Here is a 25,339-nt window from a genome sequence, read left to right as displayed (position 1 = left end):
AACTATTGTGTTAAAGCATACTGAACGAGATTTGCGCCCATTTTAAGCGCGTCTAATCTCTTTTGCTGGGTGTCGTCAGGATAAGTCCCCTGATCTTCCCATCCGTTACCCAGATCGCATTCAAACGTATAATAACAAACCATCCTTCCTTCCCACATCAATGCGAAACCTTGAGGCCGTTTACCATCGTGTTCGTGGATTTTTGGCAGTCCGCCGGGAAACTTAAATTTTTGGTTGTATAAAGCATGATTTGCAGGCAATTCCACGAAGGTCAACTCAGGGAATACCTTTTTCATCTCTTTTCGGATGAATTTATCCAGGCCGTAATTATCGTCGATATGCAAAAAACCACCGCCTATCAGATACTTCCTCAAATTACTGGCTTCTGCACTGCTGAATACAACATTTCCATGTCCCGTCAGGTAGACAAAAGGATAATTGAATAATTCAGGACTGCCTACCTCGACAGTTCCTTCCTGGCTAGCAAAATTGGTTTTAAGATTTTTATTACAAAAATCAATGAGGTTTGGCAAAGCTGTTCTGTTTGCATACCAATCCCCACCCCCATTATATTTAAGTTTAGCCATTTTATAAGTCGGCACAGAAAAGCTGCAGTTCAGCAACACCAATCCGGCCAGCAGGTATGTTTTAAATCTCATCTATTTAAATAATTCACTTCAAAACAAGCCGCCAGTGCAGCCGTCTCTGTACGTAGTCGTGTATTACCTAAAGTTAATGGTTTATACCCATTCTCCAAAGCTAATTCTATTTCCGACGGTGTAAAATCACCTTCAGGACCAATAAGCAAAGTATAATTTTGACCAGGCTTTATAAGTTCATTTATGTATTCCCTTGGTTCGCCGTCTATGCAATGGGCAATCATTTTGATGGAATCATTTTTGATCCTCAGGAAATCAGCAAAGTTAATTTGTGGATTTAATACCGGATGGTAAGCTTGAAGCGATTGTTTAACAGCAGAGGTAATCACTTTGTTCAATCTGTCTTCTTTTACAACTCTACGCTCCGAACGGTCGCATATCAATGGGGTTATTTCTTCTATACCTATTTCAGTTGCCTTTTCCAGAAACCATTCCAAACGGTCGATATTTTTAGTGGGTGCGACTGCAATATGAAGATGATGATTACGTTTATTGTATTCAAGTGTGGTTTCAATCACCCTAAGGGTTACATTTTTCTTGGATTCTTGAATAATCTCGGCAAGATACATGCCCCCACGACCATCTATTAAATTAACCCGTGCTCCAATACCCAACCGTAATACTTTAAGGCAATGCTTGCTTTCATCCTCATTTAAGACATACTCATTAGCACTGATGTCGGGTGTATAAAAGACATGCATGAGAAAAAAGATTAATGATTATCAACCATATCACTTTTATTGATAACCAACTCAAGCTTTATGGTTTCTATGTTTTGTTCTGTTTTCTTAAGGATGGTAAACAGATAGCCATAGCACTCTTCACTATCACCTACTTCCGGAATTTTACCAAAAGCATGAGAAACCAATCCCCCTACAGTATCAAAATCCTCGTCTTCTGGCAAATCATGGGGCAGATGCTCATTTACATCATAAACCGTAGCATAAGCATTGATCACAAACTCTGTATCAGAAATCTTTTCAACAGTCGGCTTTTCTTCATCATATTCATCCTGAATTTCACCAACAATCTCTTCTACGATATCTTCTAATGTTACCATTCCTGCAGTTCCACCAAACTCATCAATTACAATAGCAATCTGGATGCGCTTTTGCTGAAGCTCACTTAAAAGATCATTAATCTTTTTTGTTTCAGGAACGAAATAGGGCTTACGGATAATGTCGCTCAATGACCACTCTTTGTTGCTCGCCAACAATGGCAGTACATCCTTTGCGTGTATGATTCCGATGATTTTATCTATCACGTCGTCGTAGACAGGCATGCGGGAATATCCCTCGGCAATGATCTTCTCGACTACTTCCGCTTTTGATGTACTCAATTCAATACCGGAAATTTTAGTCCGGGGAACCATAATGTTTTTAACTACCCGCTCATTAAAATCAAAAACATTTTTAATGAGTTCATGTTCATTATCTTCTAAAGCACCGCTCTCTTTACCCTGGTCCAGCAAGTATTGTAGCTCTTCATTGCTGTGCAAAGATTCATGACCACCTGCCGTATTGATCCCAAAAGGTTTTAAAATCACAGCAGCTAAACTATTTAAGGCCCATATGAAGGGCTTTAGTACTACGTAAAAAATTTGCAGGGGAATAGAAATAAACAAAGTAGTAGCTACAGGACGCTGTATAGCCAGGGACTTTGGTGCCAATTCTCCAAATACGATATGCATAATTGTGATGATAGAAAAGGCAACAATAGTGGACGCAGAATGAATAACCGCATCACTGATGTTTAAATCAAAACTAACAAACAAATTTTTAAAGATAGTATGCATTACGCCTTCACCAACCCAACCCAATCCGAGAGAGGCCAATGTAATCCCAAGCTGTGTAGCTGCCAAATATCCGTCCAGGTTATGGACAATATTTTTAGCCATTTTACCTACCCTACTACCAGTTTTAGCTTTAATTTCTATTTGTGAAGCGCGAACCTTAACGATGGCAAATTCTGCAGCAACAAAAAAACCGTTTAGGAATACAAGAAATAATGCAAATAACAAGCGCCAGCCTACCGCCTCTCCGTCTGCATCGGGGGCAACTACTACCGTGGTTAATACGGAAGCAGGAAAAAATGCACTAAGAAATGTGATAGCAGACATACTGACGGGGTAAATCATTAAGTATTATTTCTAAATTTTTTGTCATAAAGGGCAATACTTTCCTGGATTACCTTATGCGCATAACGTACGCCTAACAAGTGCTCTATCGTCACTTTCTTTTCTTCCAGCGCTTTATAATCCTGAAAGAATTTAACAATCTCTTTCATCGTATGCGGCGGCAATTCTGCTAAATCATTAATATAATTTACAGACATATCATTTTTTGCAACAGCAATAATCTTGTCATCCTGCTCACCATTGTCTACCATATGCATCACACCAATTACTTTTGCTTCAATAATTGAAAGTGGGTAAACATCCACAGAGCATAAAACCAGAATATCCAATGGATCATTATCATCGCAATAAGTCTGGGGAATAAATCCGTAGTTAGCAGGATACATCACTGAAGAAAAAAGCACCCTGTCCAGCTTAATTAAGTTAGAGTCTTTATCAATTTCGTATTTCGCTTTTGAACCTTTAGGGATTTCTATAATAGCATTAACAATTTCAGGTAAGTTGTCGCCAGGTGAAACGCTGTGCCATGGGTGATGATCGTATTTACTCATTCTTTTATTCAATATTTGTTGTCTCTTCGTTATTGCTTTTAACTACTCTCTTCTTTAAAAATGCATATAATAAAGGGATAGATGTTACAGCAATAAATCCTATAATTATGTATAATAAATAATCGTTAATTTCCTTTTCAAATCTTTTACCCAGAAAATAACCGAGCAAAGTTAATGAAGCTATCCATAATATTGCACCCGCAATGTTATATAATGCAAATCTCTTAAAATCTAATTTAACTACACCAGCAAAAATCGGTGCAAAAGTTCTTACTATCGGAACAAACCTACCCATAATCAATGCAAATGCACCTTGTTTGTTGTAATATTCTTCAGCGGCTTTCAAATAACGCTTTTTGAAGAAGAAAGAGTCCTTCCTATCATACAGTACAGGCCCGGTCTTTCGTCCAAACCAATAGCCAGTAAAATTACCTGAAATCGCAGAAACACACAAACCCAATATCAACACATAGATGTTCACATCCAATTTGCCTGTTGCCACAAACATGCCCGCTAAAAATAAAAGGTAATCGCCCGGTAGAAAAAATCCGAAAAACAAGCCGGTCTCCGCAAAAATCACAAACATTACAACATAAAAACCACCTTCTTTAAGTAATTTTTCGGGGTCGATAAAATGCTGTAGTGAGTTCCAGAAATCTTGCATAGTTCAATTACTCGTAAAACTACTAATAATTATCTAGAGATAAGCTTATATCAAATTTAAAATTACAGCTGGATAAACTCCTAAAAACAGGGTAATTATCACGGATAACACCAATACAACTTTATATTGAACAGGTGTATCCAGCTCGATTTCATTGCCTTCTTTAAAATACATGGCCACAATTACTTTGAAGTAATAATAGAAGCCCACGAGTGCATTCAAAATCGCAAATGCTACCAGATAAACCTGATACTCTCCCATTACATTAAGGAACATCAGGTATTTACCTATAAATCCAGCTGTAAGCGGTATCCCTGCTAACGAAAGCATAGCTACAGTAAGGATCAACGCAGTTAATGGATTCTTTTTTGCCAGGCCATTAAAGCTGTCAAAATGGTCATTGCCGGTTTTTTGTTTTACCAAAATTAAAACAGCAAAGGCAATAATACTTGCGAATGTATATGCCGCAGCATAAACCAATACATTATTGGCCGAATTGCCTGTAAGTGTAACTAACGAGAATAGCAGATATCCGGCATGTGAGATACTTGAATAGGCAAGCATTCTCTTGAAATTCTTCTGAAACAGGGCTGTCACATTACCAATAAATAAAGTCAAACATACAATCACCATTAATGGTGGAAGCCAGAAATCATGCAATGGCGCAAATGTATCTGCAAACAACCTAAGGAATGCCGCAAATCCAGCCGTTTTCACGACTGTCGACATGAATGACGTAATCAACGTCGGCGCTCCTTCATATACATCTGGAGTCCAGAAGTGAAAAGGCGCAGCACCAATCTTAAAGCTAAGACCGATCAGTAATAAAATCACACCAGGATAAAACATAGGTGAGATCGTTTTAAAATTACCAACTAGATATTGGTTAATCACATCTAGATCAAAAGATCCTGTAGCCCCATAAATTAAGGTAATCCCAAACAGTAAAAATCCTGTAGAGAAAGCTCCCATCAAGAAATACTTTAAAGATGCTTCATTAGATGCAAAATTACCCTTACGTATACCTGCAAGAATATACAAGCTTACAGACATGATCTCCAGTCCAATGAACAACATGGACATATTTTTATAGGAAACCATGATCTCTATACCCGCCAGAGCAAACAAGATCAGCGTAAAATACTCCGCTATATTCTCACTGTTCTCTGCAAAATAATTTTGAGTAAGCAGAAATATAAAAATCGTCCCAACTATAGTAATTCCGGCAAAAGCCAACGCAAAATTATCCATTTGCATCATGCTGTAATAGGTTTTGTTTGTATTCCACGAAGTAACAACAAACGCCAGAGAGGTAAGCAAACCAATCAGTGTGATTGGCAACAATGCCTTTTTAGCCTTAAACAAACCTGCATAAAGCACTACTAACGCTGTAACAGCAATGGTTATAATGATATTCATTTGTTTAGTTTACCGAAGTTAATTTTTGTGTTACTTGTTCTATTAAATGCTGTACTGAAGCTTCTGACAACTGAAGAATTGGTTTTGGGTATACGCCCAACACAATGATCAATACGCAGATGGTATACAATACGACTTTTTCTGAACCTTTGATATCTGTAAAGCCTATTGTAAGTTCGTTGGTTTTTCCCAGCATCACATTCTGATACATTCTAAGCATATATACAGCTCCGAATATTATTGTCAGACCAGCAAATACTGCAACCCATACATTGTATTGATAAACGCCCATTAGCAAAAGAAACTCTCCAATAAAACCATTTGTTCCAGGCAAAGCTACAGTTCCAAAAACAATGATTAGTGAAACAATAGCCAATATCGGCGCTTGTTTGGCTATACCTCCGAGTTCGCTGATCCGGTTGGTTTTAACTCTGCTGGAAATGATGTCCAACACGAAGAATAAACCTACCACGTTGATACCATGACTGAGCATCTGTACCATCGCGCCTTGCATCCCTTGCACATTTAAAGCAAAAATACCGGCACTGATCAAACCAACGTGAGCAATAGATGAATATGCGACTAATCTTTTTGCATCTTTTTGAGTAAAAGCAATGATTGAAGCATAGAGAATACCAATTACTGAAAGAATGATTGCCAGATTTCCCCAATCCTGAACTCCGGAAGGGACAATTGGCAACAGCCATCTGATCACTCCATAAATACCCATCTTTAGCATAATACCCGACAAAAGCATCGTTCCCACGGCAGGGGCTTCAGTATAAGTATTTGGTTGCCACGTATGGAAAGGGAAAATTGGCATCTTAATCGCAAAAGCAATAAAGAAAGCCCAGAAGATCCAGCATTGCTGAACTGAATCCAGATTCAGGCTATAAAAGGCCTGTATATCAAAATTATGTGCTGGATTTTGAAGATATAAATAAATGATACCTAGCAACATGAACAATGATCCTGCGATAGTATACACAAAGAACTTCATATTTACTTTAATACGATCTTTACCTCCCCATATCGCACAGATAAAGTAAATCGGGATCAAAGCGGCCTCCCATCCAATATAAAATAAGAAGGCATCGAGTGCTGTGAATACCAGTAAAAGTCCACTTTGCATGAACAAAACCAATGCAAAAAAACCATTCGGATTTTTATAATTATGCTGATAACCGGCAAGTATAATTAAAGGCATCAACACATTCGTCAGCAATACTGTAATGATACTTATCCCATCAATACCAACATGGAAATTGATTCCTAAATCCTGAATCCATGGAAAATTAACCACAAATTGAGTACTAGCATTTGGAGAAAAATTACATACCAGGGCCAAAGTCAATGCCAGAGACACGATAGATGAAACTAAAGCTACATGCTTAGCGGCATTGCCGGAAAACGCGGTAATCAGTGCACCAACGAGTGGTAAGAATATAAGAAGTAGTAAAAGTTGTTCCATTATCTTTTCTTGAACGATCTTTTATAGAGATAAATAAGTATACAATAACAATGAGATGATTCCTACCACCATCATAAAAATATAAAACCCGACATTGCCGGACTGCACCAGGCGCAAGCCTTTACTCGCTTCTGAAGTACCCCATCCAAGGCCGTTCACTATTCCATCCACAATTTTATTATCCACTACTTTATAGAAGAAACCTGAAATCGCATCAAGTGGCTTTCTAAAAAGTGTATCATAAATTTCATCAAAATAAAACTTATTGTAAGATAGATTGGCCAGGAAAGATCTCTCAGCTTCATCAGGAGCAGGGATATGATCTTTCTTAATATATTTGGCATAAGCAAAAGCAATAGAAATCAACACGCCAACTACAGAAACAGCCATTAAAGCATATTCAGTTGCGTGGTCTGGTGCTTCAGCTGCGTGTTTTATTACGGGCGATAGCCAATGAGAAAGCCAGTGATTTCCCCCAAGCGTTTCCGGTATACCTATAACACCGCCAATAGCAGAAAGAACAGCAAGAACAATCAAAGGCAGCGTCATCGTCTTTGGAGACTCATGAATCTTTTCTTCAGCATGATGAGTACCCCTGTATTTGCCATAAAAAGTCAGGAATAACATCCTGAACATGTAGAATGCTGTAAGGAATGCACCAAATACCGCAATTCCCCACATGACCTTATCATACATATAGACATGTGCCAGGATTTCATCTTTAGAGAAGAAACCTGAGAATGGCGGCAAACCTGCGATTGCAATTGTACCAATTAACATCGTCAGGAACGTTACAGGCAGTTTTTTACGTAATCCACCCATATGTCTCATGTCTTGTTCGTGGTGTAATGCATGAATGACTGATCCAGCACATAAGAACAATAATGCTTTAAAGAACGCATGAGTGATTACATGAAAAAATGCACCGTTGTATGCTCCAACACCTAAGCCTAAGAACATATATCCCAATTGAGATACCGTAGAATAAGCCAATACCTTTTTAATGTCTGTTTGGGTCAATGCAATGATAGCAGCTACAATTGCTGTGGCTAAACCTACAATAGCGATAATATGCTGAATCATTGGTGCAAGGTCAAAGATCAAATTAGACCTGGCAATCATGTAGATACCGGCTGTCACCATCGTCGCAGCGTGGATCAGGGCCGAAACCGGAGTCGGGCCAGCCATCGCATCAGGAAGCCAGGTAAATAAAGGCAACTGCGCCGATTTACCACATGCACCAATAAATAACAATAAAGCGATTAAAGCAATTGTGCCATCACCCGGCAACATAGCTGCTGCCTGAGGAAATATTTTTGAGAACTCAACACTACCGAAAGTTGTGAAAATGAAGAATACCCCAAGAAGGAATCCCAGATCCCCTATTCTGTTCATCACAAAAGCTTTCTTAGCTGCAGATGCATAACTACTATTTGTATACCAGAATCCGATCAATAGGTATGAGCAAAGACCAACGCCTTCCCAGCCAATAAACATCACGATATAGTTCGAACCAAGCACAAGCAGCAACATGAAGAAGATAAACAGGTTCAGGTAACTAAAAAACTTACCAAAACCTTCATCATCATGCATATATCCTATTGAATAGATATGGATCAAAAATCCTACTCCTGTTACGATAAGCAGCATAATTGAACTCAAGGGATCTACCAGAAATGACAAAGGAATATGTAGTGAACCAGCACTAATCCAATCAAACAGGAATACCTCATGAGATTTCACAGGGCTTGATGCCAGCGCAGTAAAAATACCGATGCTTATTGCAAACGAAATGAATATCACACTGCTTCCAATAAAACCGATAAGGTTTTTAGATAATGTGTTTCTTCCCAATCCATTGATTATAAAACCAATTAGTGGAATTAACGGAACCAGCCAAACTAAATCTATTATCATCTTATAACTTATTCTTAATAATTACCACTTAAGGCGATTCAACACATTAATATCTACTGATTGCGTATTCCGGTAGACCATTACAATTATACTTAAGCCAACTGCAACTTCTGCAGCAGCCAAAGCCATAATAAAAAATACAAATACTTGTCCGGAAGGGTCATTGCTGTGTACTGAGAATGCAGTCAACAATAAGTTAACGGCATTTAGCATGAGTTCGACAGACATGAAGATAACGATCGCATTTCTACGTGTCAATACACCTATAACACCAATGGTGAAAATAATAGCACTTAGCCAAATGTAATGGTTAAGCGGAACACCCTGTAATTGTTGAGTCATGTTTTCCACTATACTTTTTCTTTTTTAGTTAACAATACAGCACCTACCATTGCAGCAAGCAATAGTATTGATGACAGTTCAAATGGCAGCATATAAGGGCCGAATAATTCCTTTCCAAGATTTTTCAATAGACCCAGATTTGGATTTCTTAAAATAACAGGATCTGAAATTGCCGTTGCTTTTAAAGATCCTACCAGCGTCACTACCAGACAACATCCGGCAATCACACCTACTATCTTCACCATATTGGATTTCAAAGGCTCATTATCCTTGTTTAAGTTCAACAGCATGAGCACAAAGAGGAACAAAACCATAATTGCACCCATGTAAACAATAAAGTTTACGACAGCCAGGAACTGGGCATTCAAAAGAATATAATGAACTGTGAACGTAAAAAATGTAACAATCAGGTAAAGGACGCTATGCACCGGGTTCTTCGAAAAAATAACCATCAGTGAAAAGATCACGCTTAATGTTGCTACAAAATAGAATACTGATGTACCCATTATCTATGTTTAATTTATTATCTATTTATTATCTAATGGCTGTTCTACCAGCTTGTCTTTACCGTAAATGAAGTCCTTACGCAGGTAATCAGCGGGAACTATTGGGCCGTCAAGATAAATGGCTTCTTTAGGGCAAGCTTCTTCACATAAACCGCAGAAAATGCAACGCAACATATTGATCTCATATACAGACGCATATTTCTCCTCACGGTACAGTGCTTTCTCTTCCGGCTTGCGCTCAGCAGCAATCATTGTGATTGCCTCAGCAGGACATGATAATGCACAAAGTCCGCAGGCAGTACAACGTTCTCTTCCTTCCTCATCTCTTTTCAAAGAATGCATTCCCCTGAAATTTACAGAAAACTCTCTTTCTACTTCAGGATACCTGATTGTAGCCTCTTTTTTAAATAAGTGGCTTATTGTAACAGACAAACCCTTTACTATCGCAGGCAGATACATGCGTTCTCCAAACGTCAGTGGCTTTTGTTCTAATACTTTCTTTTTACTGGTTAATGGTTCCATTAAACCTCCTTATATTATCCGCAAAGCGGCAGTTAAAACTTCTCAATTATTGCAATCACAATGCCTGTGATAATGATATTCGCTATAGCCAAAGGAATCAAACCTTTCCAGCCCAAATGCATCAACTGGTCATAACGGAAACGAGGAATTGTCCAGCGTACCCACATGAAGAAAAATATAAATGCAAATATTTTAACAAAGAAAATGAATGTTCCAAAAAGCGGAGCCCATGTCGGCCCAAGCCATACAGCCATAGTATCCATTCCCGGATAATTGTATCCCCCAAAGTATAATGTCGCCATTACCGCAGAAGAAACAAACATATTGATGTATTCCGCAAATAGATAAAAGCCCAGCTTCATAGATGAATACTCAGTATGGTATCCACCGATCAACTCGGTCTCACACTCGGGTAAATCAAACGGTGCTCTATTCGTCTCAGCAAAGGAACAAATTAGGAAAATCAGAAAACCAAGAGGCTGATATAATACATTCCAGCGCCACCCGTGCTGCTGATCTACAATTTCCTTCAGGCTCATCGTATTAGTTACCAGCAACAAAGCAATAATAGATAACCCCATTGCAATCTCGTAACTGATATTCTGAGAAGCCGCACGAATTGCACTCAACAAAGAATATTTGTTGTTGGAAGCCCAGCCACCAATCATAACACCATATACGCCTAGGGAAACCACTCCAAAAATGTATAAAATACCGACATTAATGTCTGTAACCTGCAAAGGAATTACCCTGTCGCCAATTGTGATATCACTTCCCCAGGGAATTACGGCTGTACCAATACAGGCGGTTAGCATCGCCAAACCGGGCCCAACCATAAATAACCATTTACTGGCATTGGAAGGAACAATCTCCTCCTTCATAAACATCTTTACCCCATCAGCAAGTGGTTGAAGAATACCAAAAGGCCCTGCTCTGTCCGGTCCAAGTCTGTCCTGTAAAAAGGCAGCGACCTTTCTCTCTGCATAGGTAGAATACATCGCTATCAATAAACTGATAGCAAAAATGATGGTTACCAGCACAAATTTTTCTATAACAAAAGCTAAGTCCATTAGAATTTAGTGGTTTTTTCTAGTTCAACCTTATTTGCTTGCTGTAATTGTGGATTATCCTGAATTACCGGCAATGGTTTTAAAGTCTCGTAATGATTTGAAGCAATTACTGAAGCATCACTAATATGAGTAGGATGTTCGATTACCCAGTCAGCTGTTTTTTTCTTATCAAAACGACAGGTATTGCAAATGAATTCTTCTACTTCACCATAAATGTCTTTACGGGCAGTTACACGCAAAACATCTTCGCCTTTATACCACAAAGTTACCTTACCACTGCAGGTAGGGCAGTCTCTATGCGCATCAATTGGCTTAGTAAACCAAACCCTGTTTTTAAACCGGAATGTTTTATCTGTTAAGGCCCCAACCGGGCAAACATCAATAACATTACCTGAAAAATCGTTGTCAACAGCTGTTTGGATATAAGTAGAAATCTCTGAATGATCTCCCCTGTTTAATATACCATGAACACGTTTATTTGTGATCTGATCGGCAGTAAATACACAACGATAGCATAAAATACACCTGTTCATGTGCAATTGGATCTTGTCCCCAATGTCGATGCGCTCAAAAGTTCTGCGCTCAAACTCATACCTGGTCTTTTGCAACCCGTGCTCATAGCCCAGATTCTGAAGATCACACTCTCCTGCCTGATCACAAACCGGGCAATCTAATGGGTGGTTGATCAACAGCATTTCTACAACCCCGCTTCTCGCTTCAATTACCTCTGGTGAAGTGATATTCTGCACTTCCATTCCATCCATTACCGTAGTACGGCATGACGCTACTAATTTAGGCATCGGACGAGGGTCTTTTTCAGAACCCTTACTTACCTTAACAATGCATGTACGGCATTTTCCGCCGCTACCTTCTAATTTTGAATAATAGCACATTGCAGGGGGTACAATATCACCACCTATCTGCCTTGCAGCATTCAAGATAGTTGTACCAGGTGCTACTTCTACTGTTATTCCGTCTATGGTTACCTTAACTGTATCACTCATGATTGTTAATTTCCTGTCGTAACTTCTGCTTTAGCAATCGGTTCAGCATAATTAGCCAAACCATAATTTGTATCTAGAGATTTAACCGGCTCATTTACATGCCACTCAAATTCATCTCTGAAATGTCTGATGGCACTTGCAACCGGCCAGGCCGCCGCATCACCTAACGGACAAATTGTATTTCCTTCTATTTTCTTCGAAACGTCCACCAAAAGATCAATATCACTCATCTTTCCATGTCCGTATTCAATTCTGTGTAACACCTTCTCCATCCATCCTGTACCCTCTCTGCAAGGCGAACATTGTCCGCAACTCTCATGATGATAGAAGCGTGAAAAATTCCAGGTATTCCTTACGATACACTGATCTTCGTCAAACGCAATAAAGCCGCCTGAACCCATCATCGTACCTGTAGCAAAACCACCTTCCGACAAAGACTCATAACTCATCAGCCTTGGCTCTCCGTTCGCAAGTTTTAAAGTCAGGTTAGCAGGCAAAATAGGAACTGAAGATCCTCCGGCAACAGTAGCTTTCAATCTTTTTCCATTTGCAATACCGCCACACCACTCATCAGAATAGATGAATTCTTCAACCGGCAATCCCAGTTCAATTTCGTATACTCCCGGCCTTACTAAATTACCTGAAGCAGAGATCAGCTTGGTACCTGTACTACGCCCAATTCCAATCTTGGCATACTCATCTCCACCATCGTTAACGATAGGGACAACAGCTGCGATAGATTCAACGTTATTTACCACAGTCGGGCAACCGTATAATCCAGCGATAGCAGGGAACGGAGGTTTAATCCTTGGATTTCCTCTTTTTCCTTCCAAAGATTCCAATAAGGCTGTTTCTTCCCCGCAGATATAAGCACCGCCTCCTGGCTGAACATAAAGCTCCAGATCATACCCTGAACCTAATATATTTTTACCTAAAAATCCGGCATTCTTAGCTTCTGCAATCGCCTTTTCCAGTATCCTGATCTGAGGCATCATCTCTCCCCTTACATAGATGTAAGAAGTATTAGCGCCTAATGCGAAACTTGAAACAATCATTCCTTCAATTAACGCATGAGGAATGTGGGTCATCAGATAACGGTCTTTAAAAGTACCGGGTTCAGATTCATCAGCATTACACACCAGGTAACGGGCAACACCCTCTGGTTTTGCTAAAAAGCTCCATTTCATCCCTGTCGGGAATCCCGCACCACCGCGGCCACGTAGCCCCGACTTTTTCACCTCTTCCACCACTTCATCAGGAGTAAGGGTTTTTAAAGCCTTTTCTACAGCACGATATCCACCTTTCTGGCGATAAACATCAAGTGTATTGATGCCAGGTACGTTTATGTGTTCTAATAATAGTTTACGAGCCATTATTTCTTGCGTAAATCTTCTATCAATGCGTCAACCTTTTGTTCATCAAGGTTTTCGTAAAATGTATATTCAGGGCCAATCTGCAATACAGGACCATATCCGCAGGCAGCCAGACACTCCACACCTCTCCAGCTAAATAAGCCGTCTGCTGTCACCTCTCCTTCCTTTACACCCAGCCTGTCTTCAATATGGTTCATTAGCTTTTCGGCGCCAACAAGGCAGCAAGGTCCTGTTCTGCATACTTCCAACATATACTTACCCTGAGGTTTCAAAAAGTACATCGAATAAAATGATGCTACTTCATAAACCTCTATAGGCTGAATATCCAGACGTGCAGCAACTTTATCCATTGCATCTGTACTTAACCATCCCAGCTCTGCCTGAACTTCGTGCAGCATGGGCAATAAAGCAGACTTTTGTTTACCTTGAGGGTATCTGCCAATAATTTCTCCGAACTTTTCTATTAAAGCTGGCGAAAACTCTACAGGTTGTTGTTCTTCTACTTTAAGCATCTAATTCTCCTGCAATAATATTCATGCTACTCATATTGATAATGGCATCTGACAATAGCATACCTTTACTCATAGGAGCAAACATTTGATAATTAATAAAACTAGGTCTTCTGAAATGCAAACGATAAGGGGTACGCCCTCCGTCATTGATCAGATAAAAACCAAGCTCTCCGTTTCCACCCTCTACAGAATGATAAACTTCAGCTTTAGGAGCATCTATTTCTCCCATCACAATTTTAAAGTGATAGATCAAAGCCTCCATATTGTTATACACTTCTTCTTTAGCCGGCAAATAGAATTCAGGAACATCCGCGTGGAAAATACCTGCAGGTTCACTTTTAATCTTCTCTAAAGCCTGTTCAATCAATCTCAGACTCTGCCACATTTCCTCATTTCTTACCAGATAGCGGTCATAAATGTCGCCGCTCGTACCAACCGGAACTTCAAAGTCAAAATCTTCATATGAAGAATATGGATCACTTACACGCACATCATAATCTACACCAGCTGAACGAAGTAAAGGCCCTGTCCAACCGTAATCTAATGCCTGTTCCGCTGAAACTGTCGCAACCTTAGCCGTACGGTCGATGAATATACGGTTCCTGTTCAATAAGCTTTCAAACTCTCTTAAGGCAACAGGAAACTCTTTTAGGAATTTATTAATCTTAGCAAAGGCGATATCATTGAAATCTCTTTCAAAACCACCTATTCTACCAATATTAGTGGTAAGCCTTGCACCACATACTTCTTCAAAGATCTCATAGATGTGTTCTCTGAATTGAAATAAGTAAAGGAAGGTTGTAGTTGCTCCGGTATCCTGGGCAATAATTGTATTACAGATGATATGATCTGCAATACGTGAAAGCTCCATGACAACTACCCTCAGGTAATCAACTCTCTTTGGAGTTTTTATATTTAATAATTTTTCGACTGTCATGTGCCATCCCATGTTATTGATAGGCGACGAGCAGTAATTCAATCTGTCTGTTAAAGGCGTAATCTGATAAAATGGCCTGTGTTCAGCGATTTTCTCAAAAGCACGGTGAATATATCCGATAGTAGATACACCGCTAACGATGCGCTCTCCGTCCAACTGGATTACATTCTGAAAAACACCATGTGTAGCAGGGTGTGTCGGACCTAAGTTTAAGGTTACCAACTCATTCTGCGGATCATTATCTGTATATACTGGCTGATTGTTCATGGGTTATTATCTACCAAAGTATTCGTCTTTTTTATCTACTCTATTTGGATCTTCCAAAGGATATTGCTTCAGCATTGGGTGCACACCCAATTCATCCATATTCAGGATTCTTCTCAGGTCCGGATGTCCTTCAAACTTTACCCCAAATAAATCGTAAGTCTCTCTCTCCATCCAGTTTGCGGAATTCCATAAAACAGTTGCTGTTGGAATATCAGGATGGTGCTCATCAATAAACACCTTTACACGAACTCTAACTCTGCTTACCATGCTATGCAAATGATAAACTACTGCAATACCATGCTTCTTTTCAGGATAATGAACTGCTGTAATGTCTGTTAGAAAATTAAAATCTGCTAAACCGTTTTGCTTTAAAAAACCAAGAACATCAATAATAACATCTTTTGTAGTTTCAAACGTAAGCAAACCATAGGGTTCATTAACCCCCATAATCTTACCGCCAAACTTTTCTGTCAGCAATTGGGTTAGTTGTTCATTTGTTACTTCTGCCATTACAATATTCCGTATGAAGCCAACATTTCTTTATACTGGTCAGAATCTCTTCTTCTTCCCGACTCATTTCTAACCAGCTCTTGTATTTTACCAAAGCCATCTAAAATAGCTTCCGGTCTTGGAGGACATCCAGGCACATAAACATCCACTGGAATAATTTCATCAATACCCTGCAAAACAGAATAAGTATCAAAAATACCTCCGCTTGATGCACAGGCACCAACTGCCATCACCCAGCGGGGTTCTGCCATTTGCAAGTAAACCTGTTTTAAAACCGGGGCCATCTTTTTTGCGATAGTACCCATTACCATTAATAAATCTGCCTGACGGGGAGAAAAACTTAAACGCTCAGATCCAAAACGACCGAAATCGTAGTGAGAACCCATGGTTGCCATAAATTCAATTCCACAACAAGAAGTTGCAAATGGTAAAGGCCATAACGAGTGGGATCTTGCCAAACCAATAACCTTATCTAAGGAGGTTGCAAAAAAACCAGATCCTTCTATGCCTGGGGGCGCGTCTACTATATTGATGTTACTCATGATACAAAACGAAAAAGGCTCATTCCTGTAAAGAATGAACCACAAATCTACAATTTTTTAAAGCAAATCGCTCCGAGAGACCGCATTTAGAAACGATCTAAATAGCCTAGTTCCAGTCCAGCGCTTTCTTCTTTATTACATAAATAAAGCCCAATAATAACGTGCCCATAAAGACAAACATTTCTATCATTCCGGACATTCCCAACTCTCTGAAATTGACCGCCCAGGGATACATGAAAATCACCTCTACATCAAATAGCACGAATAGTATCGCTACCAGAAAATATTTAATAGAAAATGGCTGACGGGCATTCCCCACTACTTTAACACCAGCTTCAAAAGTCGACAGTTTATCTGCAGTCTTTCTTCTCGGACCTAAATAGTGAGTAATAATTAAGGTTCCTACAACAAAGCCTAAGGCTACAACTACTTGAAATATAATAGGTAGAAAATCTACAGGTGCACTTTGTGTTTCCATTAGTTTGATAATTATGGGACAAAATTAAAAGAAAAAGGCAGGATAACAACCCTGCCTTTTTCTTTTATTAGAAATTTATTATTTTTTCTTAGGTTGTGCCTTAGGCTTAGGTGCAGGAGCAGTCAATTCCTTAATGCCATTCGCAGCATCCAAGTTCGCCGGGTCAAGTGCTAATGTTTTATCCCAATATAATTTTGCTTTTGCTTTATCGTCTTTTCTCGCAGCAAAAGAAGCAATATTATTATAGGCTTCTATCATACTTTTAGCCGAAGGTGGCGGTTGTACACCTTTTGCAAGGCGAACTTCTGCTGAATCCAGATATTGTTGATAAAAAGGCAATTTTAAACCAGTTGGATCAGTTTCATCGTCTATATAATCAGCAATCCTTGCTCTGTACAATAATGCATCTATGGTAGATGGAGATGCCTTTAATAAATTTGTCAAAGCTACGTCTCCTTGCTTCAATACATCCTTTGAAGGATTGGTCTTCGCCTGATAACCCTTTGCAAAATACACATAAGCAGCAACGCCCTGGTAATAAAGATTATATAAAGATCCTTTACCATTTGGATTGAAACGGTTGGCAATTTCATAAGTTGCAACTGCCTTTTCATAATTCTTAGCATCGTAGTAAGACTTAGCCAAATCCGCTAAAATGATTGCTTTGGTTGAATCCTTTTGAAGCGCTTTAGTAACATTGATGATACCTAAGCTATCTTGCTGATTTTTTAACTGTGCCTGACCCAGGTATAAATAATCTTCCGAAATAATACGTGCAGTATCTTTTACTTTAGCAAAGAAATCATTCATGAACTGAAGTGCCTGAGGAAAGTTACCATTCTCATAAGCCGAGTAACCTCTTAACCTCAAAACAACCACGTTTTTAGGATCATTAGGATTCATCGTAGCAATTGCACTTGTTTCTTCTTCCAAAGTCTTGAAATCTTTAGCATAAAACAAGATCTGTGCATACCTTAGTCTTGATTCATAAGATTTATCAGTCAAGTCAAGATATTTCTTGTAATTTGTAATGGCGTCAGCATTTTTTGCTACTGCATTTGCAGGCTCAAAATCAGCCCACTGTCTGTATAGCTCAGCCAACTCGCGGTAAGCAGGTCCATAATTAGGATCAGCCGTAACTACTGCTTTCAACTCTGTTTCCGAATCAGGAAATGCTCTTGATTCCTTATACATCTTTCCGATTTGTACTGTCGCTCTGTACAGACCCTGATTGATACTTAAAGCTCTCATATAGCTTGATAAAGCCTCAGAGTTCTTTCTCTGCAATGCATAATAGTCTCCCAATGCCAGGAATGTCTCCGGATCTTTATCCTGAGCGTCAATCTCATCTGCTTTCTGCAAATTAGGTAATGCTGATTCAAAATCAGGTTTATCAATAGCTAAGTAAGCCTTTCCAACATATAAATTTGGAGTATGGTCTTTACGTGAAGCCATCTCAAGCGCTTTAGTAAAGTTGGTCTTTGCTGAAACAGCATTATTGCTCATTAAATCAGCCTGGCCTAAACCAACATAATTCAAAGCATATTTTGCATCAGCAGCGATACCTTGATTAAATGCAGCCCTTGCGGAGTCAATATAATCTCTTCTTAAATAAACGTCACCCAAATAAAAGTAATTATCTCCTTTTTTAGACTGAGACTGTACTAATGATTTAAGCATTGTTGTCGCTTTTTGGTACTGTTCGGCATCTATAGCCTTCTTCGCATCATCTAAACTCTGAGCAAAAGAGGCAGAACCCATCACTACTAAACCTAAACTTAAGGTTATTGCTTTCTTTGTCATTTTCATTGGTTCTTCTGTTTTAATTTTAATTGTAATGAAGCTTACTAAGCAGACTTCATTGGTTCTTGTAATTTAATTTAATTGTTATATAGCTGCTCGCAGCTTACATGGTTCTTTACTTTTTTTTAACATGAACTTACAGATATGATGTACGTTAGAAACATACCTGATGGTTTCATTTCCCAAATATAAAATTTACTTTGAATTCTTCAAGTTAAATTCCCTTGGCATTAGTTTGTGAGGTCCTAATCCAGACCTAAGTACGATCAGCTGACCGCGTTGCCCCATTAACCAATTTGCAAAACCCGTGCCTAAACCATCTCTGCCTTCGCAGTTGATGATATAAACATTCCTCAAAAATGGATAAATCCCATCCATTAAGTTCTTTTGCGTCGGTTTATAGAAAGTAGCGTCCTTAGTTTTACCCTCCAGGTTCCTTACCCCAAGCATTTTTACTTTTGCAATATAATCAGACATTTTGACATTTCGGGAAATTAACCAATTAACACCAACTACGCCAATAAAATTCTTATTTTCTGCAACATATTTTATAACGTCATTACTGCGCTCTAAAGTATAAACACCCTTTTTTGGCAATTCATTAGTCTGAGCCAGATCTTTAAAATAACGAATGGTACTTGAGTAAGCATTGTCAAAAACAAGACTACGACTGTCTGTCGAAGTACCTTTAAAAATACTAACCACCTGGTCAGCGGTGATATTTGAATCTAAGTTCTCCTTATTCGTAATCAATGCAATCCCATCAATAGCAAACCTGGAAGTTTTAGGTACGATCCCTCTCTTACGATACACCTTTTCTTCATCCGGCTTCAACACCCTGGATAAAATTATAACACCCATTGAATCTCGCAGGAAGTCGGGAACGATCTTATTCTCATTGCCTGTTACCACTGTAAAATGCGCATCAGGATAATCAGAAGTAAAGACTTCTATCTGATCTGCAATAATTGACGAAAAAGACTCATCTACAATTATTTTAGCAGTACCTGAAGTACGTGTCTGGATCACATTACTCTTTTTGCTTCCGTCTTTACATGACGCAAACAACAGAACAAGAAATATAAAACTTAAATTCTTCATTTTAATCGGCTTTTTGCTTAGTTACTCTCGCAAACCGGATTGCGGCATAAACAATTAATAAAACGCCGAGTGCGATGCGATAATTTCTTTCCAATGTTACCGGCATGTCTTTCCAGGCAATTAAAGTGACCCCTAATACCAGGTAAAAAGCGAACATGACCAGGCCTAAAATAAGCAGAAATCGCTGTTGAGGCGATTTCTGCTTAAATGTTTTCAAATCAAACATATTTTATTGTGATAAGGTAAAGCTGATAGGAATGTTATATTTCACACGAACCTTTTTACCATTTTGAATACCAGGAATCCATTTAATACTGTTCCTTAGTACCCGCATTGCTTCTTCATCTGTTCCTCCACCAAGCTTTCTGTCTACCTTAATATCAGTCAATGAACCATCTTTCTCTACTACGAAAGACAACAACACTTTACCCTGAATATTAGCATCCTGAGCCATCTGAGGATATTTTACAGTTTTCTGAACATATGCATAAAACTTTTCTATACCACCTGGGTACTCTGGATTTTTCTCCAGACTTGTAAAGTCATACACTTTTGTATCTTCAACCACTGCTGCCTGCTTAGGACCATCACCTGCTGCTGTAGTGATTACTACATCTGCATCAGGATCACCTGCAATAGTCTTCTGACCCGGATCGGCTTTCTTTAAGTCCTCAATGGTTACAGGCTCTTCTTCCCTTACCAACTCATCCGGTTTTACTACCGGAGGAGGAAATTTCACCTGATCCTGTTTTGGCGGCGGTGGCTGCACCGGCGGCGGTGGCGGCGTTTCAGGATTCACCGGTGGCGGTGGCTGCATAACAACCTCCACTTGCTTTACCTCTTCTTCCACAGGCGCGGCACCTTTAAACAACTCAACAATTTTCGGGGATAGAAACAACAACACAAAAGCTGTTGAAGCTATCAGCAATGATCTGGCTGTATTTGAAGCACTCTTCTGACGCAGCTCATAAGCTCCGTAGCTTTTGTTCTTGTTTGCAAATACAACATCAAGCCAATCCCTTTTTAATAAATCTATTTTAGAACCTAACATAGCTTAATATTTTATACTATTTTTTATAATATCCCTGCCGCTCTCATAAGATCCTTCTCACCATCAGTGATGTATTTATCATCAATGGCGGGCGCAGTCTTGATACCGGCGATATTCAATTCATCCATAATGTCTACGAAGTTCTTATATGTTGCAGCTTCTGTAGGTTTAATCACCACAATCAGTAGTCTCTTTCTCGAATTATACAAGTCAGTCTTATTTTTCAAAATAGACTTTCCAATTTCTGAAAAGCTTTCTACAGTAGGTTGCGCATTCTTCGCTTCCCCCATGTACCAGGCTACTTTATTGTTTTTACCCAATAAAATAGTCATACTCTCTGATGCACGAAGCTCATTTTTTACGTCGTTTTCCTCATCATCCGGCTTTGCAATGTCCATTGCGATCGGCTTCGACAGGGAGGTAGTTAGCATAAAGAAAGTGATCAGCAAGAAGGCCAGATCCACCATCGCCGTTAAATCGACCTTGGTGTTTGCTTTCTTGGTTCTTACCTTACCGCCTTTTTTCCCTCCCCCGCTGGAGGTATCTAATTCTGCCATAATTTTATCTTATTTACCGCCTTCGGCTGATGTAATTAAACTAAACTTGTTCATTTTCTGATTCTGAAGAACATCCATGATTTTTTTAACCGTTGGGTATTCTTCATTTGCATCACCTTTAATACTGATACGTAAAGGCTCATTGTTATGCAACTCAGCTACGGCCTTACGGTTTTGTAGAATCCATTGATCTAACTCGCTATTACCTGTAGTATCTGCAGGAATTCCCTGTAACTGTTTGGCGAACTTATCGCGCTGCTCACCATCCATCATAATGAACTGCTTAAGATTCTGTACAGGAACACCAAATGATCCTAAAACACTAAAGCGTTTTCTTTCTTCAGGTGTAAATTTTATTTTGTATTGCTCCCCTATTTTATCAAGGGTGGCAGCTTTGATGTCATTCCCTACAATCTCATAGAAAACCTTTCCTTGTCCGATAGACAAAATCGCCAGATCCTTATCCGGAACCTTGATCTTGTAAGTGGATGCAGGAATGCTGATATTCAAAGGATCAGGCTGACGCGCTGTTGCTGTTAATATAAAGAAAGTAAGTAGCAGGAAGGATACGTCGCACATAGCCGTCATATCAATCGAAGTACTCTTTCTTTGGACCTTTGCTCTTGGCATAATTTTAAAAATTATTTATTCTTTTTACTAATGATGTTAATTCTTCCGGTTTTCCATAAAGCCGGTAAAAAAAAATACATTATTTTATTTATGCGTACTAGCGTAAGTCTGAATGATGCTGAAACCTGCTTCATCAATTGCATAAGTCAACTTATCAATTTTAGAAGTAAGAATGTTATACATGATGATCGCGAACGTAGATGTACCGATACCTGTAGCTGTATTGATTAGGGCCTCAGAGATACCAGTTGCCAACGCAGCCTGATCCGGAGCACCAGAGTTAGCCAAACCACCGAAGGCCTTGATCATACCTGTTACCGTTCCTAATAGACCTGTTAATGTACCTACTGATACCAAAGTAGCAATTACTGTTAAGTTTTGCTCTAACATAGGCATCTCTAAAGTTGTAGCCTCTTCGATATCTTTCTGGATAGCTAAACATTTTTGATCTGTATCCATGTTTGCTTCAGTCTCCATTTCACGATATTTTTTCAATCCTGATTTGATTACGTTGGCAACAGAACCTTCTTGTTTATCACACTCTGCCATAGCAGCTTCGATGTTATTTGAATTTAAGAAACCTTGGATTTTTTTAACGAATGAATCTAATCCTGCTTTTCCAGTTGCTTTACTGATTACGATAAAACGCTCAATAGAGAACACAATTACCATTAAAAACATACCCAATAGTACTGGTACGATCACACCGCCTTTGTAAGCCATACCCATATAGTTTCCTTGTAATGGTAGTGTTTCGTGCAAATCTGGATCAGCTCCGCCGATGAAGTTACCTCTATCCCCGAAAATAAACTTGTAAACACAGAATCCGATAATTAAACAAATTGGAATAGTAAGCGTAGCGAATAAGTTTGAAGCTGAAGAAGAGCTCTCTTTTTTAACTGTTGTTGGTTTTGGTGCGTTTGCCATTTTTTTTTAGTTTTTTAGTTTTTAGTACTTTGTTTTTTAAAATTATATTAAATATTCCGTAATACACACAACGACGATTACAAACATTTGTTGCAGTAACAAATTTATAACTTTGATTTTAATTCCAACATTAAATAATCATTAGCTTGCTAATTCGTTTCGCTGAGTTTATTTCCCCTGTTCGTATTACCGTATAATTAAAAAAGATTGCCACGGTGTCGAGACAATCTTTCGCAATTAAAACTAAAAAAAAACTGAAATGCAAATTTTTCAGTAAAAAAAAGCTTTTAAGGGGTGTTTTCAACCACTTTTGGAAGAGATGCAAGCATTTCTTCACTAGCGAACTCCTCAAACTGCTTAAAATTGTTAACGAAAGCTAACGAAAGCTCACTGGCTTTACTGTCGTATTTTTGATGGTCGTTCCAGGTATTTCTTGGATTTAAAATTTCTGACGGGACGTTCGGACAGCTTACAGGCATCTTTAAACCAAAAATAGGATCTGCTATAAATTCCACGTCCTCCAGTTCGCCTCTTAGAGCTGCTGTAATCATCGCTCTGGTATAAGACAGCTTCATTCTTTGCCCCACTCCATAAGCTCCACCACTCCAGCCGGTATTGACCAGCCACACATTAACATCATGTTCCTGCATCTTTTTACCCAGCAATTCGGCATACCTCGTCGGATGAAGAGGCAGGAATGCTTTGCCAAAACACGCAGAAAAGGTGACTTGAGGCTCCGTTACACCCGCTTCTGTTCCGGCCACCTTAGCGGTATACCCCGAAATAAAATGAAACATCGCCTGACCTGCATTTAATTTAGAAATTGGAGGCAAAACACCAAACGCATCAGCTGTCAGGAAGAAGATATTCTTAGGATCCGGAGCTATCGAAGGGATAACGGCATTATCAATGTAGTTGATTGGATAAGCCACCCGGGTATTCTCAGTTTTTTCAATATTGGAGAAATCCACCGTCTTTGTTGCGGGAAAATAATTGATATTTTCCAACAACGCGCCTGGTTTTATAGCATTAAAAATCTGTGGCTCCTTTTCAGCAGTGAGATCCACGCATTTTGCATAGCAACCACCCTCAAAATTAAAGACTGTCCCCGTTCCCCATCCATGCTCATCATCTCCGATTAATCCCCTTTGCGGATCCGCAGACAATGTAGTCTTACCAGTTCCTGAAAGTCCAAAAAAGATTGCGGTATCTCCATCTTTGCCAACATTGGCAGAACAGTGCATAGACAATGTATTTCTTTGCTGCGGCAGAATGAAGTTCAACACTGAAAATATTCCTTTCTTGATTTCGCCGGTATATCCCGAACCTCCAATAAGGATCATCTTTCTTGAAAAGTTCAAAATCGAGAAGTTACCTTGTCTGGTGCCATCCAGTTCAGGATCAGCAAAAAAGGAAGGACAAGCAATGATAGTCCATTCCGGACTATCAGTAACCTCCGTCTCATCCGGCCTCAAAAAAAGATTATTTGCAAACAGATTCTGATAAGCAGTTTCAGTCACTACTCTGATTGTAGTCTTGTAAGCCTCATCTGCGCATGCATAAGCATCTCTTACATAATACTTTTTCTGATTAAGGTGATTTGTAATTTTCAGTAGTAAGGAATCAAACTTCTCAGGATCAATCTTGATATTGATATCTCCCCACCAAACAGTATCCTGCGTTATTTCATCGCATACAATAAACCTGTCTTTTGGGGAACGACCGGTGAATTTCCCGGTATCTACTGCCAGCGCTCCGGTGTCCGCAAGGGTTCCCTCACCGTTCGACAGCGCTTCTTCGACCAATTGTGCTACATTTAGCTGATATAAGGCCTTCTCAGAATCCAGATTCAGGTACGTCAAATCAGGCACTGGCATCAATGCTTTGCTCATATAAATAATAAGTTAGTCAGGCAAAGTTATGTAGATAAAAAGGTAAAAAACACCATTTTAAAGGAAAAAATTTACTTATTGTCCCTTATACACTAATAACTAAAATACTGATTAACAATAAATTAAAAGCAAATAACCGCCTTGTTTTATCCTCCGGATTTTTTTACTTTAAAGCCTTCTTTTTGAAGCAGCAGCAACACCTTATCTCTAAAATCTCCCTGTATCAAAATCTCTCCATCTTTAGATGAACCACCTACACCGCATTTAGTTTTCAGTGTCTTTGCCAATTTCTCCAGCTCTTCATCACTTCCCGAAAAGCCGGTTATCAGCGTCACAGCCTTCCCTCCCCTGTTTTTCCTATCCAGCATTACCCTAAGATCCTGCTGATTATTAGGGATGGATTCCTGCACTAAATTTTCTTCCTCGTATACAAAAGAGGGATCTGTAGAGTACATAATCCCACCCAAATCACTAAGACTGTTTTTTTTAGGTTTCAT

28 protein-coding genes are annotated in these 25,339 nt (G+C 39.2%); all 28 read right to left on the bottom strand.

Features of this window, described 5'->3' with window-relative positions; genetic code table 11:
• Positions 1-2 precede the first annotated feature (2 nt).
• Positions 3-659 carry a DUF4159 domain-containing protein gene (locus tag R2Q78_RS08275; protein WP_316790702.1) on the bottom strand — a complete coding sequence of 219 codons (657 nt, stop codon included), beginning with the start codon at positions 657-659 and terminating at the stop codon, positions 3-5.
• Entirely contained in the window at positions 656-1,360 is a 705-nt protein-coding gene (locus tag R2Q78_RS08270) for a 16S rRNA (uracil(1498)-N(3))-methyltransferase (RefSeq protein WP_316790700.1), read from the bottom strand. Before R2Q78_RS08270 ends, R2Q78_RS08275 begins: the two co-directional genes overlap by 4 nt.
• 11 nt (positions 1,361-1,371) lie before the next feature.
• On the bottom strand, positions 1,372-2,778 hold the full coding sequence (locus R2Q78_RS08265; RefSeq protein WP_316790698.1) for a hemolysin family protein: 1,407 nt from the start codon (positions 2,776-2,778) through the stop codon (positions 1,372-1,374).
• Positions 2,779-2,795: 17 nt separating this feature from the next.
• Complete coding sequence (locus R2Q78_RS08260) at positions 2,796-3,347, bottom strand: inorganic diphosphatase (RefSeq protein WP_316790696.1); 552 nt, start codon at positions 3,345-3,347, stop codon at positions 2,796-2,798.
• Between the two features lie 4 nt (positions 3,348-3,351).
• Positions 3,352-4,011: a DedA family protein gene (locus R2Q78_RS08255; RefSeq protein ID WP_316790693.1), complete on the bottom strand. Its 660-nt coding sequence runs from the start codon at positions 4,009-4,011 to the stop codon at positions 3,352-3,354.
• Between the two features lie 45 nt (positions 4,012-4,056).
• Positions 4,057-5,430, bottom strand: coding sequence for an NADH-quinone oxidoreductase subunit N (locus R2Q78_RS08250; RefSeq protein ID WP_316790691.1), 1,374 nt, complete (start codon positions 5,428-5,430; stop codon positions 4,057-4,059).
• Between the two features lie 4 nt (positions 5,431-5,434).
• The gene (locus R2Q78_RS08245) at positions 5,435-6,901 is read right to left on the bottom strand and encodes an NADH-quinone oxidoreductase subunit M (protein WP_316790688.1); all 1,467 of its coding nucleotides are present in this window, start codon (positions 6,899-6,901) and stop codon (positions 5,435-5,437) included.
• 21 nt (positions 6,902-6,922) lie between these two features.
• Positions 6,923-8,815 (bottom strand): NADH-quinone oxidoreductase subunit L, encoded by a 1,893-nt coding sequence (nuoL, locus tag R2Q78_RS08240; protein WP_316791572.1) that lies wholly within the window; start codon positions 8,813-8,815, stop codon positions 6,923-6,925.
• Positions 8,816-8,839: 24 nt separating this feature from the next.
• Positions 8,840-9,160: an NADH-quinone oxidoreductase subunit NuoK gene (gene nuoK / locus R2Q78_RS08235; RefSeq protein ID WP_394347590.1), complete on the bottom strand. Its 321-nt coding sequence runs from the start codon at positions 9,158-9,160 to the stop codon at positions 8,840-8,842.
• 8 nt (positions 9,161-9,168) lie between these two features.
• Positions 9,169-9,666, bottom strand: coding sequence for an NADH-quinone oxidoreductase subunit J (locus R2Q78_RS08230; protein WP_316790686.1), 498 nt, complete (start codon positions 9,664-9,666; stop codon positions 9,169-9,171).
• 21 nt (positions 9,667-9,687) lie between these two features.
• Positions 9,688-10,188, bottom strand: coding sequence for an NADH-quinone oxidoreductase subunit I (locus tag R2Q78_RS08225; RefSeq protein WP_316790683.1), 501 nt, complete (start codon positions 10,186-10,188; stop codon positions 9,688-9,690).
• A 32-nt stretch (positions 10,189-10,220) separates the two neighbouring features.
• Positions 10,221-11,258: an NADH-quinone oxidoreductase subunit NuoH gene (gene nuoH, locus R2Q78_RS08220; protein ID WP_136836996.1), complete on the bottom strand. Its 1,038-nt coding sequence runs from the start codon at positions 11,256-11,258 to the stop codon at positions 10,221-10,223.
• Positions 11,258-12,262, bottom strand: coding sequence for a 2Fe-2S iron-sulfur cluster-binding protein (locus R2Q78_RS08215; protein WP_316790680.1), 1,005 nt, complete (start codon positions 12,260-12,262; stop codon positions 11,258-11,260). Before R2Q78_RS08215 ends, nuoH begins: the two co-directional genes overlap by 1 nt.
• Before the next feature lie 5 nt (positions 12,263-12,267).
• Positions 12,268-13,635: an NADH-quinone oxidoreductase subunit NuoF gene (gene nuoF, locus R2Q78_RS08210; RefSeq protein WP_316790677.1), complete on the bottom strand. Its 1,368-nt coding sequence runs from the start codon at positions 13,633-13,635 to the stop codon at positions 12,268-12,270.
• The gene (locus R2Q78_RS08205) at positions 13,635-14,147 is read right to left on the bottom strand and encodes an NAD(P)H-dependent oxidoreductase subunit E (RefSeq protein ID WP_316790675.1); all 513 of its coding nucleotides are present in this window, start codon (positions 14,145-14,147) and stop codon (positions 13,635-13,637) included. The genes nuoF and R2Q78_RS08205 overlap by 1 nt, the downstream gene beginning before the upstream one ends.
• A complete protein-coding gene (locus tag R2Q78_RS08200; RefSeq protein WP_316790673.1) occupies positions 14,140-15,351 on the bottom strand; it encodes an NADH-quinone oxidoreductase subunit D in 1,212 nt (403 codons plus the stop codon). Before R2Q78_RS08200 ends, R2Q78_RS08205 begins: the two co-directional genes overlap by 8 nt.
• A gap of 6 nt (positions 15,352-15,357) precedes the next feature.
• Positions 15,358-15,861, bottom strand: coding sequence for an NADH-quinone oxidoreductase subunit C (locus tag R2Q78_RS08195; RefSeq protein WP_316790670.1), 504 nt, complete (start codon positions 15,859-15,861; stop codon positions 15,358-15,360).
• On the bottom strand, positions 15,861-16,403 hold the full coding sequence (locus R2Q78_RS08190) for an NADH-quinone oxidoreductase subunit B (RefSeq protein WP_136836990.1): 543 nt from the start codon (positions 16,401-16,403) through the stop codon (positions 15,861-15,863). The genes R2Q78_RS08195 and R2Q78_RS08190 overlap by 1 nt, the downstream gene beginning before the upstream one ends.
• 106 nt (positions 16,404-16,509) lie before the next feature.
• Positions 16,510-16,881, bottom strand: coding sequence for an NADH-quinone oxidoreductase subunit A (locus tag R2Q78_RS08185; protein WP_316790667.1), 372 nt, complete (start codon positions 16,879-16,881; stop codon positions 16,510-16,512).
• Between the two features lie 78 nt (positions 16,882-16,959).
• Positions 16,960-18,690 (bottom strand): hypothetical protein, encoded by a 1,731-nt coding sequence (locus tag R2Q78_RS08180; protein WP_316790664.1) that lies wholly within the window; start codon positions 18,688-18,690, stop codon positions 16,960-16,962.
• A gap of 189 nt (positions 18,691-18,879) precedes the next feature.
• Positions 18,880-19,785 carry a substrate-binding domain-containing protein gene (locus tag R2Q78_RS08175; protein WP_316790662.1) on the bottom strand — a complete coding sequence of 302 codons (906 nt, stop codon included), beginning with the start codon at positions 19,783-19,785 and terminating at the stop codon, positions 18,880-18,882.
• A gap of 1 nt (position 19,786) precedes the next feature.
• On the bottom strand, positions 19,787-20,011 hold the full coding sequence (locus R2Q78_RS08170; protein ID WP_316790660.1) for a hypothetical protein: 225 nt from the start codon (positions 20,009-20,011) through the stop codon (positions 19,787-19,789).
• A 3-nt stretch (positions 20,012-20,014) separates the two neighbouring features.
• Positions 20,015-20,836, bottom strand: coding sequence for a TonB family protein (locus R2Q78_RS08165; RefSeq protein WP_316790658.1), 822 nt, complete (start codon positions 20,834-20,836; stop codon positions 20,015-20,017).
• Positions 20,837-20,859: 23 nt separating this feature from the next.
• On the bottom strand, positions 20,860-21,393 hold the full coding sequence (locus tag R2Q78_RS08160) for a biopolymer transporter ExbD (protein ID WP_316790656.1): 534 nt from the start codon (positions 21,391-21,393) through the stop codon (positions 20,860-20,862).
• Positions 21,394-21,402: 9 nt separating this feature from the next.
• The gene (locus R2Q78_RS08155; RefSeq protein ID WP_316790654.1) at positions 21,403-22,023 is read right to left on the bottom strand and encodes a biopolymer transporter ExbD; all 621 of its coding nucleotides are present in this window, start codon (positions 22,021-22,023) and stop codon (positions 21,403-21,405) included.
• Positions 22,024-22,107: 84 nt separating this feature from the next.
• Positions 22,108-22,950, bottom strand: coding sequence for a MotA/TolQ/ExbB proton channel family protein (locus R2Q78_RS08150; RefSeq protein ID WP_316790652.1), 843 nt, complete (start codon positions 22,948-22,950; stop codon positions 22,108-22,110).
• Between the two features lie 287 nt (positions 22,951-23,237).
• Positions 23,238-24,842, bottom strand: coding sequence for a phosphoenolpyruvate carboxykinase (ATP) (pckA, locus tag R2Q78_RS08145; protein WP_316790651.1), 1,605 nt, complete (start codon positions 24,840-24,842; stop codon positions 23,238-23,240).
• A gap of 146 nt (positions 24,843-24,988) precedes the next feature.
• Positions 24,989-25,339: a translation initiation factor gene (locus tag R2Q78_RS08140; protein WP_316790649.1), complete on the bottom strand. Its 351-nt coding sequence runs from the start codon at positions 25,337-25,339 to the stop codon at positions 24,989-24,991.

It is taken from the genome of Pedobacter frigoris (assembly GCF_032678645.1).
Taxonomy (GTDB): Bacteria; Bacteroidota; Bacteroidia; order Sphingobacteriales; family Sphingobacteriaceae; genus Pedobacter; species Pedobacter frigoris_A.
The sequence above is the reverse complement of the archived record's forward strand: the minus strand, read 5'-3'. Positions and strand labels throughout refer to the sequence as shown.

Bases quoted from the DNA above. Each gene is read 5' to 3' on its own strand.
- R2Q78_RS08275 (WP_316790702.1), bottom strand. From the start codon at position 659: ATGAGATTTAAAACATACCTGCTGGCCGGATTGGTGTTGCTGAACTGC.
- R2Q78_RS08270 (WP_316790700.1), bottom strand. From the start codon at position 1,360: ATGCATGTCTTTTATACACCCGACATCAGTGCTAATGAGTATGTCTTA.
- R2Q78_RS08265 (WP_316790698.1), bottom strand. From the start codon at position 2,778: ATGTCTGCTATCACATTTCTTAGTGCATTTTTTCCTGCTTCCGTATTA.
- R2Q78_RS08260 (WP_316790696.1), bottom strand. From the start codon at position 3,347: ATGAGTAAATACGATCATCACCCATGGCACAGCGTTTCACCTGGCGAC.
- R2Q78_RS08255 (WP_316790693.1), bottom strand. From the start codon at position 4,011: ATGCAAGATTTCTGGAACTCACTACAGCATTTTATCGACCCCGAAAAA.
- R2Q78_RS08250 (WP_316790691.1), bottom strand. From the start codon at position 5,430: ATGAATATCATTATAACCATTGCTGTTACAGCGTTAGTAGTGCTTTAT.
- R2Q78_RS08245 (WP_316790688.1), bottom strand. From the start codon at position 6,901: ATGGAACAACTTTTACTACTTCTTATATTCTTACCACTCGTTGGTGCA.
- nuoK (WP_394347590.1), bottom strand. From the start codon at position 9,160: ATGACTCAACAATTACAGGGTGTTCCGCTTAACCATTACATTTGGCTA.
- R2Q78_RS08230 (WP_316790686.1), bottom strand. From the start codon at position 9,666: ATGGGTACATCAGTATTCTATTTTGTAGCAACATTAAGCGTGATCTTT.
- R2Q78_RS08225 (WP_316790683.1), bottom strand. From the start codon at position 10,188: ATGGAACCATTAACCAGTAAAAAGAAAGTATTAGAACAAAAGCCACTG.
- nuoH (WP_136836996.1), bottom strand. From the start codon at position 11,258: ATGGACTTAGCTTTTGTTATAGAAAAATTTGTGCTGGTAACCATCATT.
- R2Q78_RS08215 (WP_316790680.1), bottom strand. From the start codon at position 12,262: ATGAGTGATACAGTTAAGGTAACCATAGACGGAATAACAGTAGAAGTA.
- nuoF (WP_316790677.1), bottom strand. From the start codon at position 13,635: ATGGCTCGTAAACTATTATTAGAACACATAAACGTACCTGGCATCAAT.
- R2Q78_RS08205 (WP_316790675.1), bottom strand. From the start codon at position 14,147: ATGCTTAAAGTAGAAGAACAACAACCTGTAGAGTTTTCGCCAGCTTTA.
- R2Q78_RS08200 (WP_316790673.1), bottom strand. From the start codon at position 15,351: ATGAACAATCAGCCAGTATATACAGATAATGATCCGCAGAATGAGTTG.
- R2Q78_RS08195 (WP_316790670.1), bottom strand. From the start codon at position 15,861: ATGGCAGAAGTAACAAATGAACAACTAACCCAATTGCTGACAGAAAAG.
- R2Q78_RS08190 (WP_136836990.1), bottom strand. From the start codon at position 16,403: ATGAGTAACATCAATATAGTAGACGCGCCCCCAGGCATAGAAGGATCT.
- R2Q78_RS08185 (WP_316790667.1), bottom strand. From the start codon at position 16,881: ATGGAAACACAAAGTGCACCTGTAGATTTTCTACCTATTATATTTCAA.
- R2Q78_RS08180 (WP_316790664.1), bottom strand. From the start codon at position 18,690: ATGAAAATGACAAAGAAAGCAATAACCTTAAGTTTAGGTTTAGTAGTG.
- R2Q78_RS08175 (WP_316790662.1), bottom strand. From the start codon at position 19,785: ATGAAGAATTTAAGTTTTATATTTCTTGTTCTGTTGTTTGCGTCATGT.
- R2Q78_RS08170 (WP_316790660.1), bottom strand. From the start codon at position 20,011: ATGTTTGATTTGAAAACATTTAAGCAGAAATCGCCTCAACAGCGATTT.
- R2Q78_RS08165 (WP_316790658.1), bottom strand. From the start codon at position 20,836: ATGTTAGGTTCTAAAATAGATTTATTAAAAAGGGATTGGCTTGATGTT.
- R2Q78_RS08160 (WP_316790656.1), bottom strand. From the start codon at position 21,393: ATGGCAGAATTAGATACCTCCAGCGGGGGAGGGAAAAAAGGCGGTAAG.
- R2Q78_RS08155 (WP_316790654.1), bottom strand. From the start codon at position 22,023: ATGCCAAGAGCAAAGGTCCAAAGAAAGAGTACTTCGATTGATATGACG.
- R2Q78_RS08150 (WP_316790652.1), bottom strand. From the start codon at position 22,950: ATGGCAAACGCACCAAAACCAACAACAGTTAAAAAAGAGAGCTCTTCT.
- pckA (WP_316790651.1), bottom strand. From the start codon at position 24,842: ATGAGCAAAGCATTGATGCCAGTGCCTGATTTGACGTACCTGAATCTG.
- R2Q78_RS08140 (WP_316790649.1), bottom strand. From the start codon at position 25,339: ATGAAACCTAAAAAAAACAGTCTTAGTGATTTGGGTGGGATTATGTAC.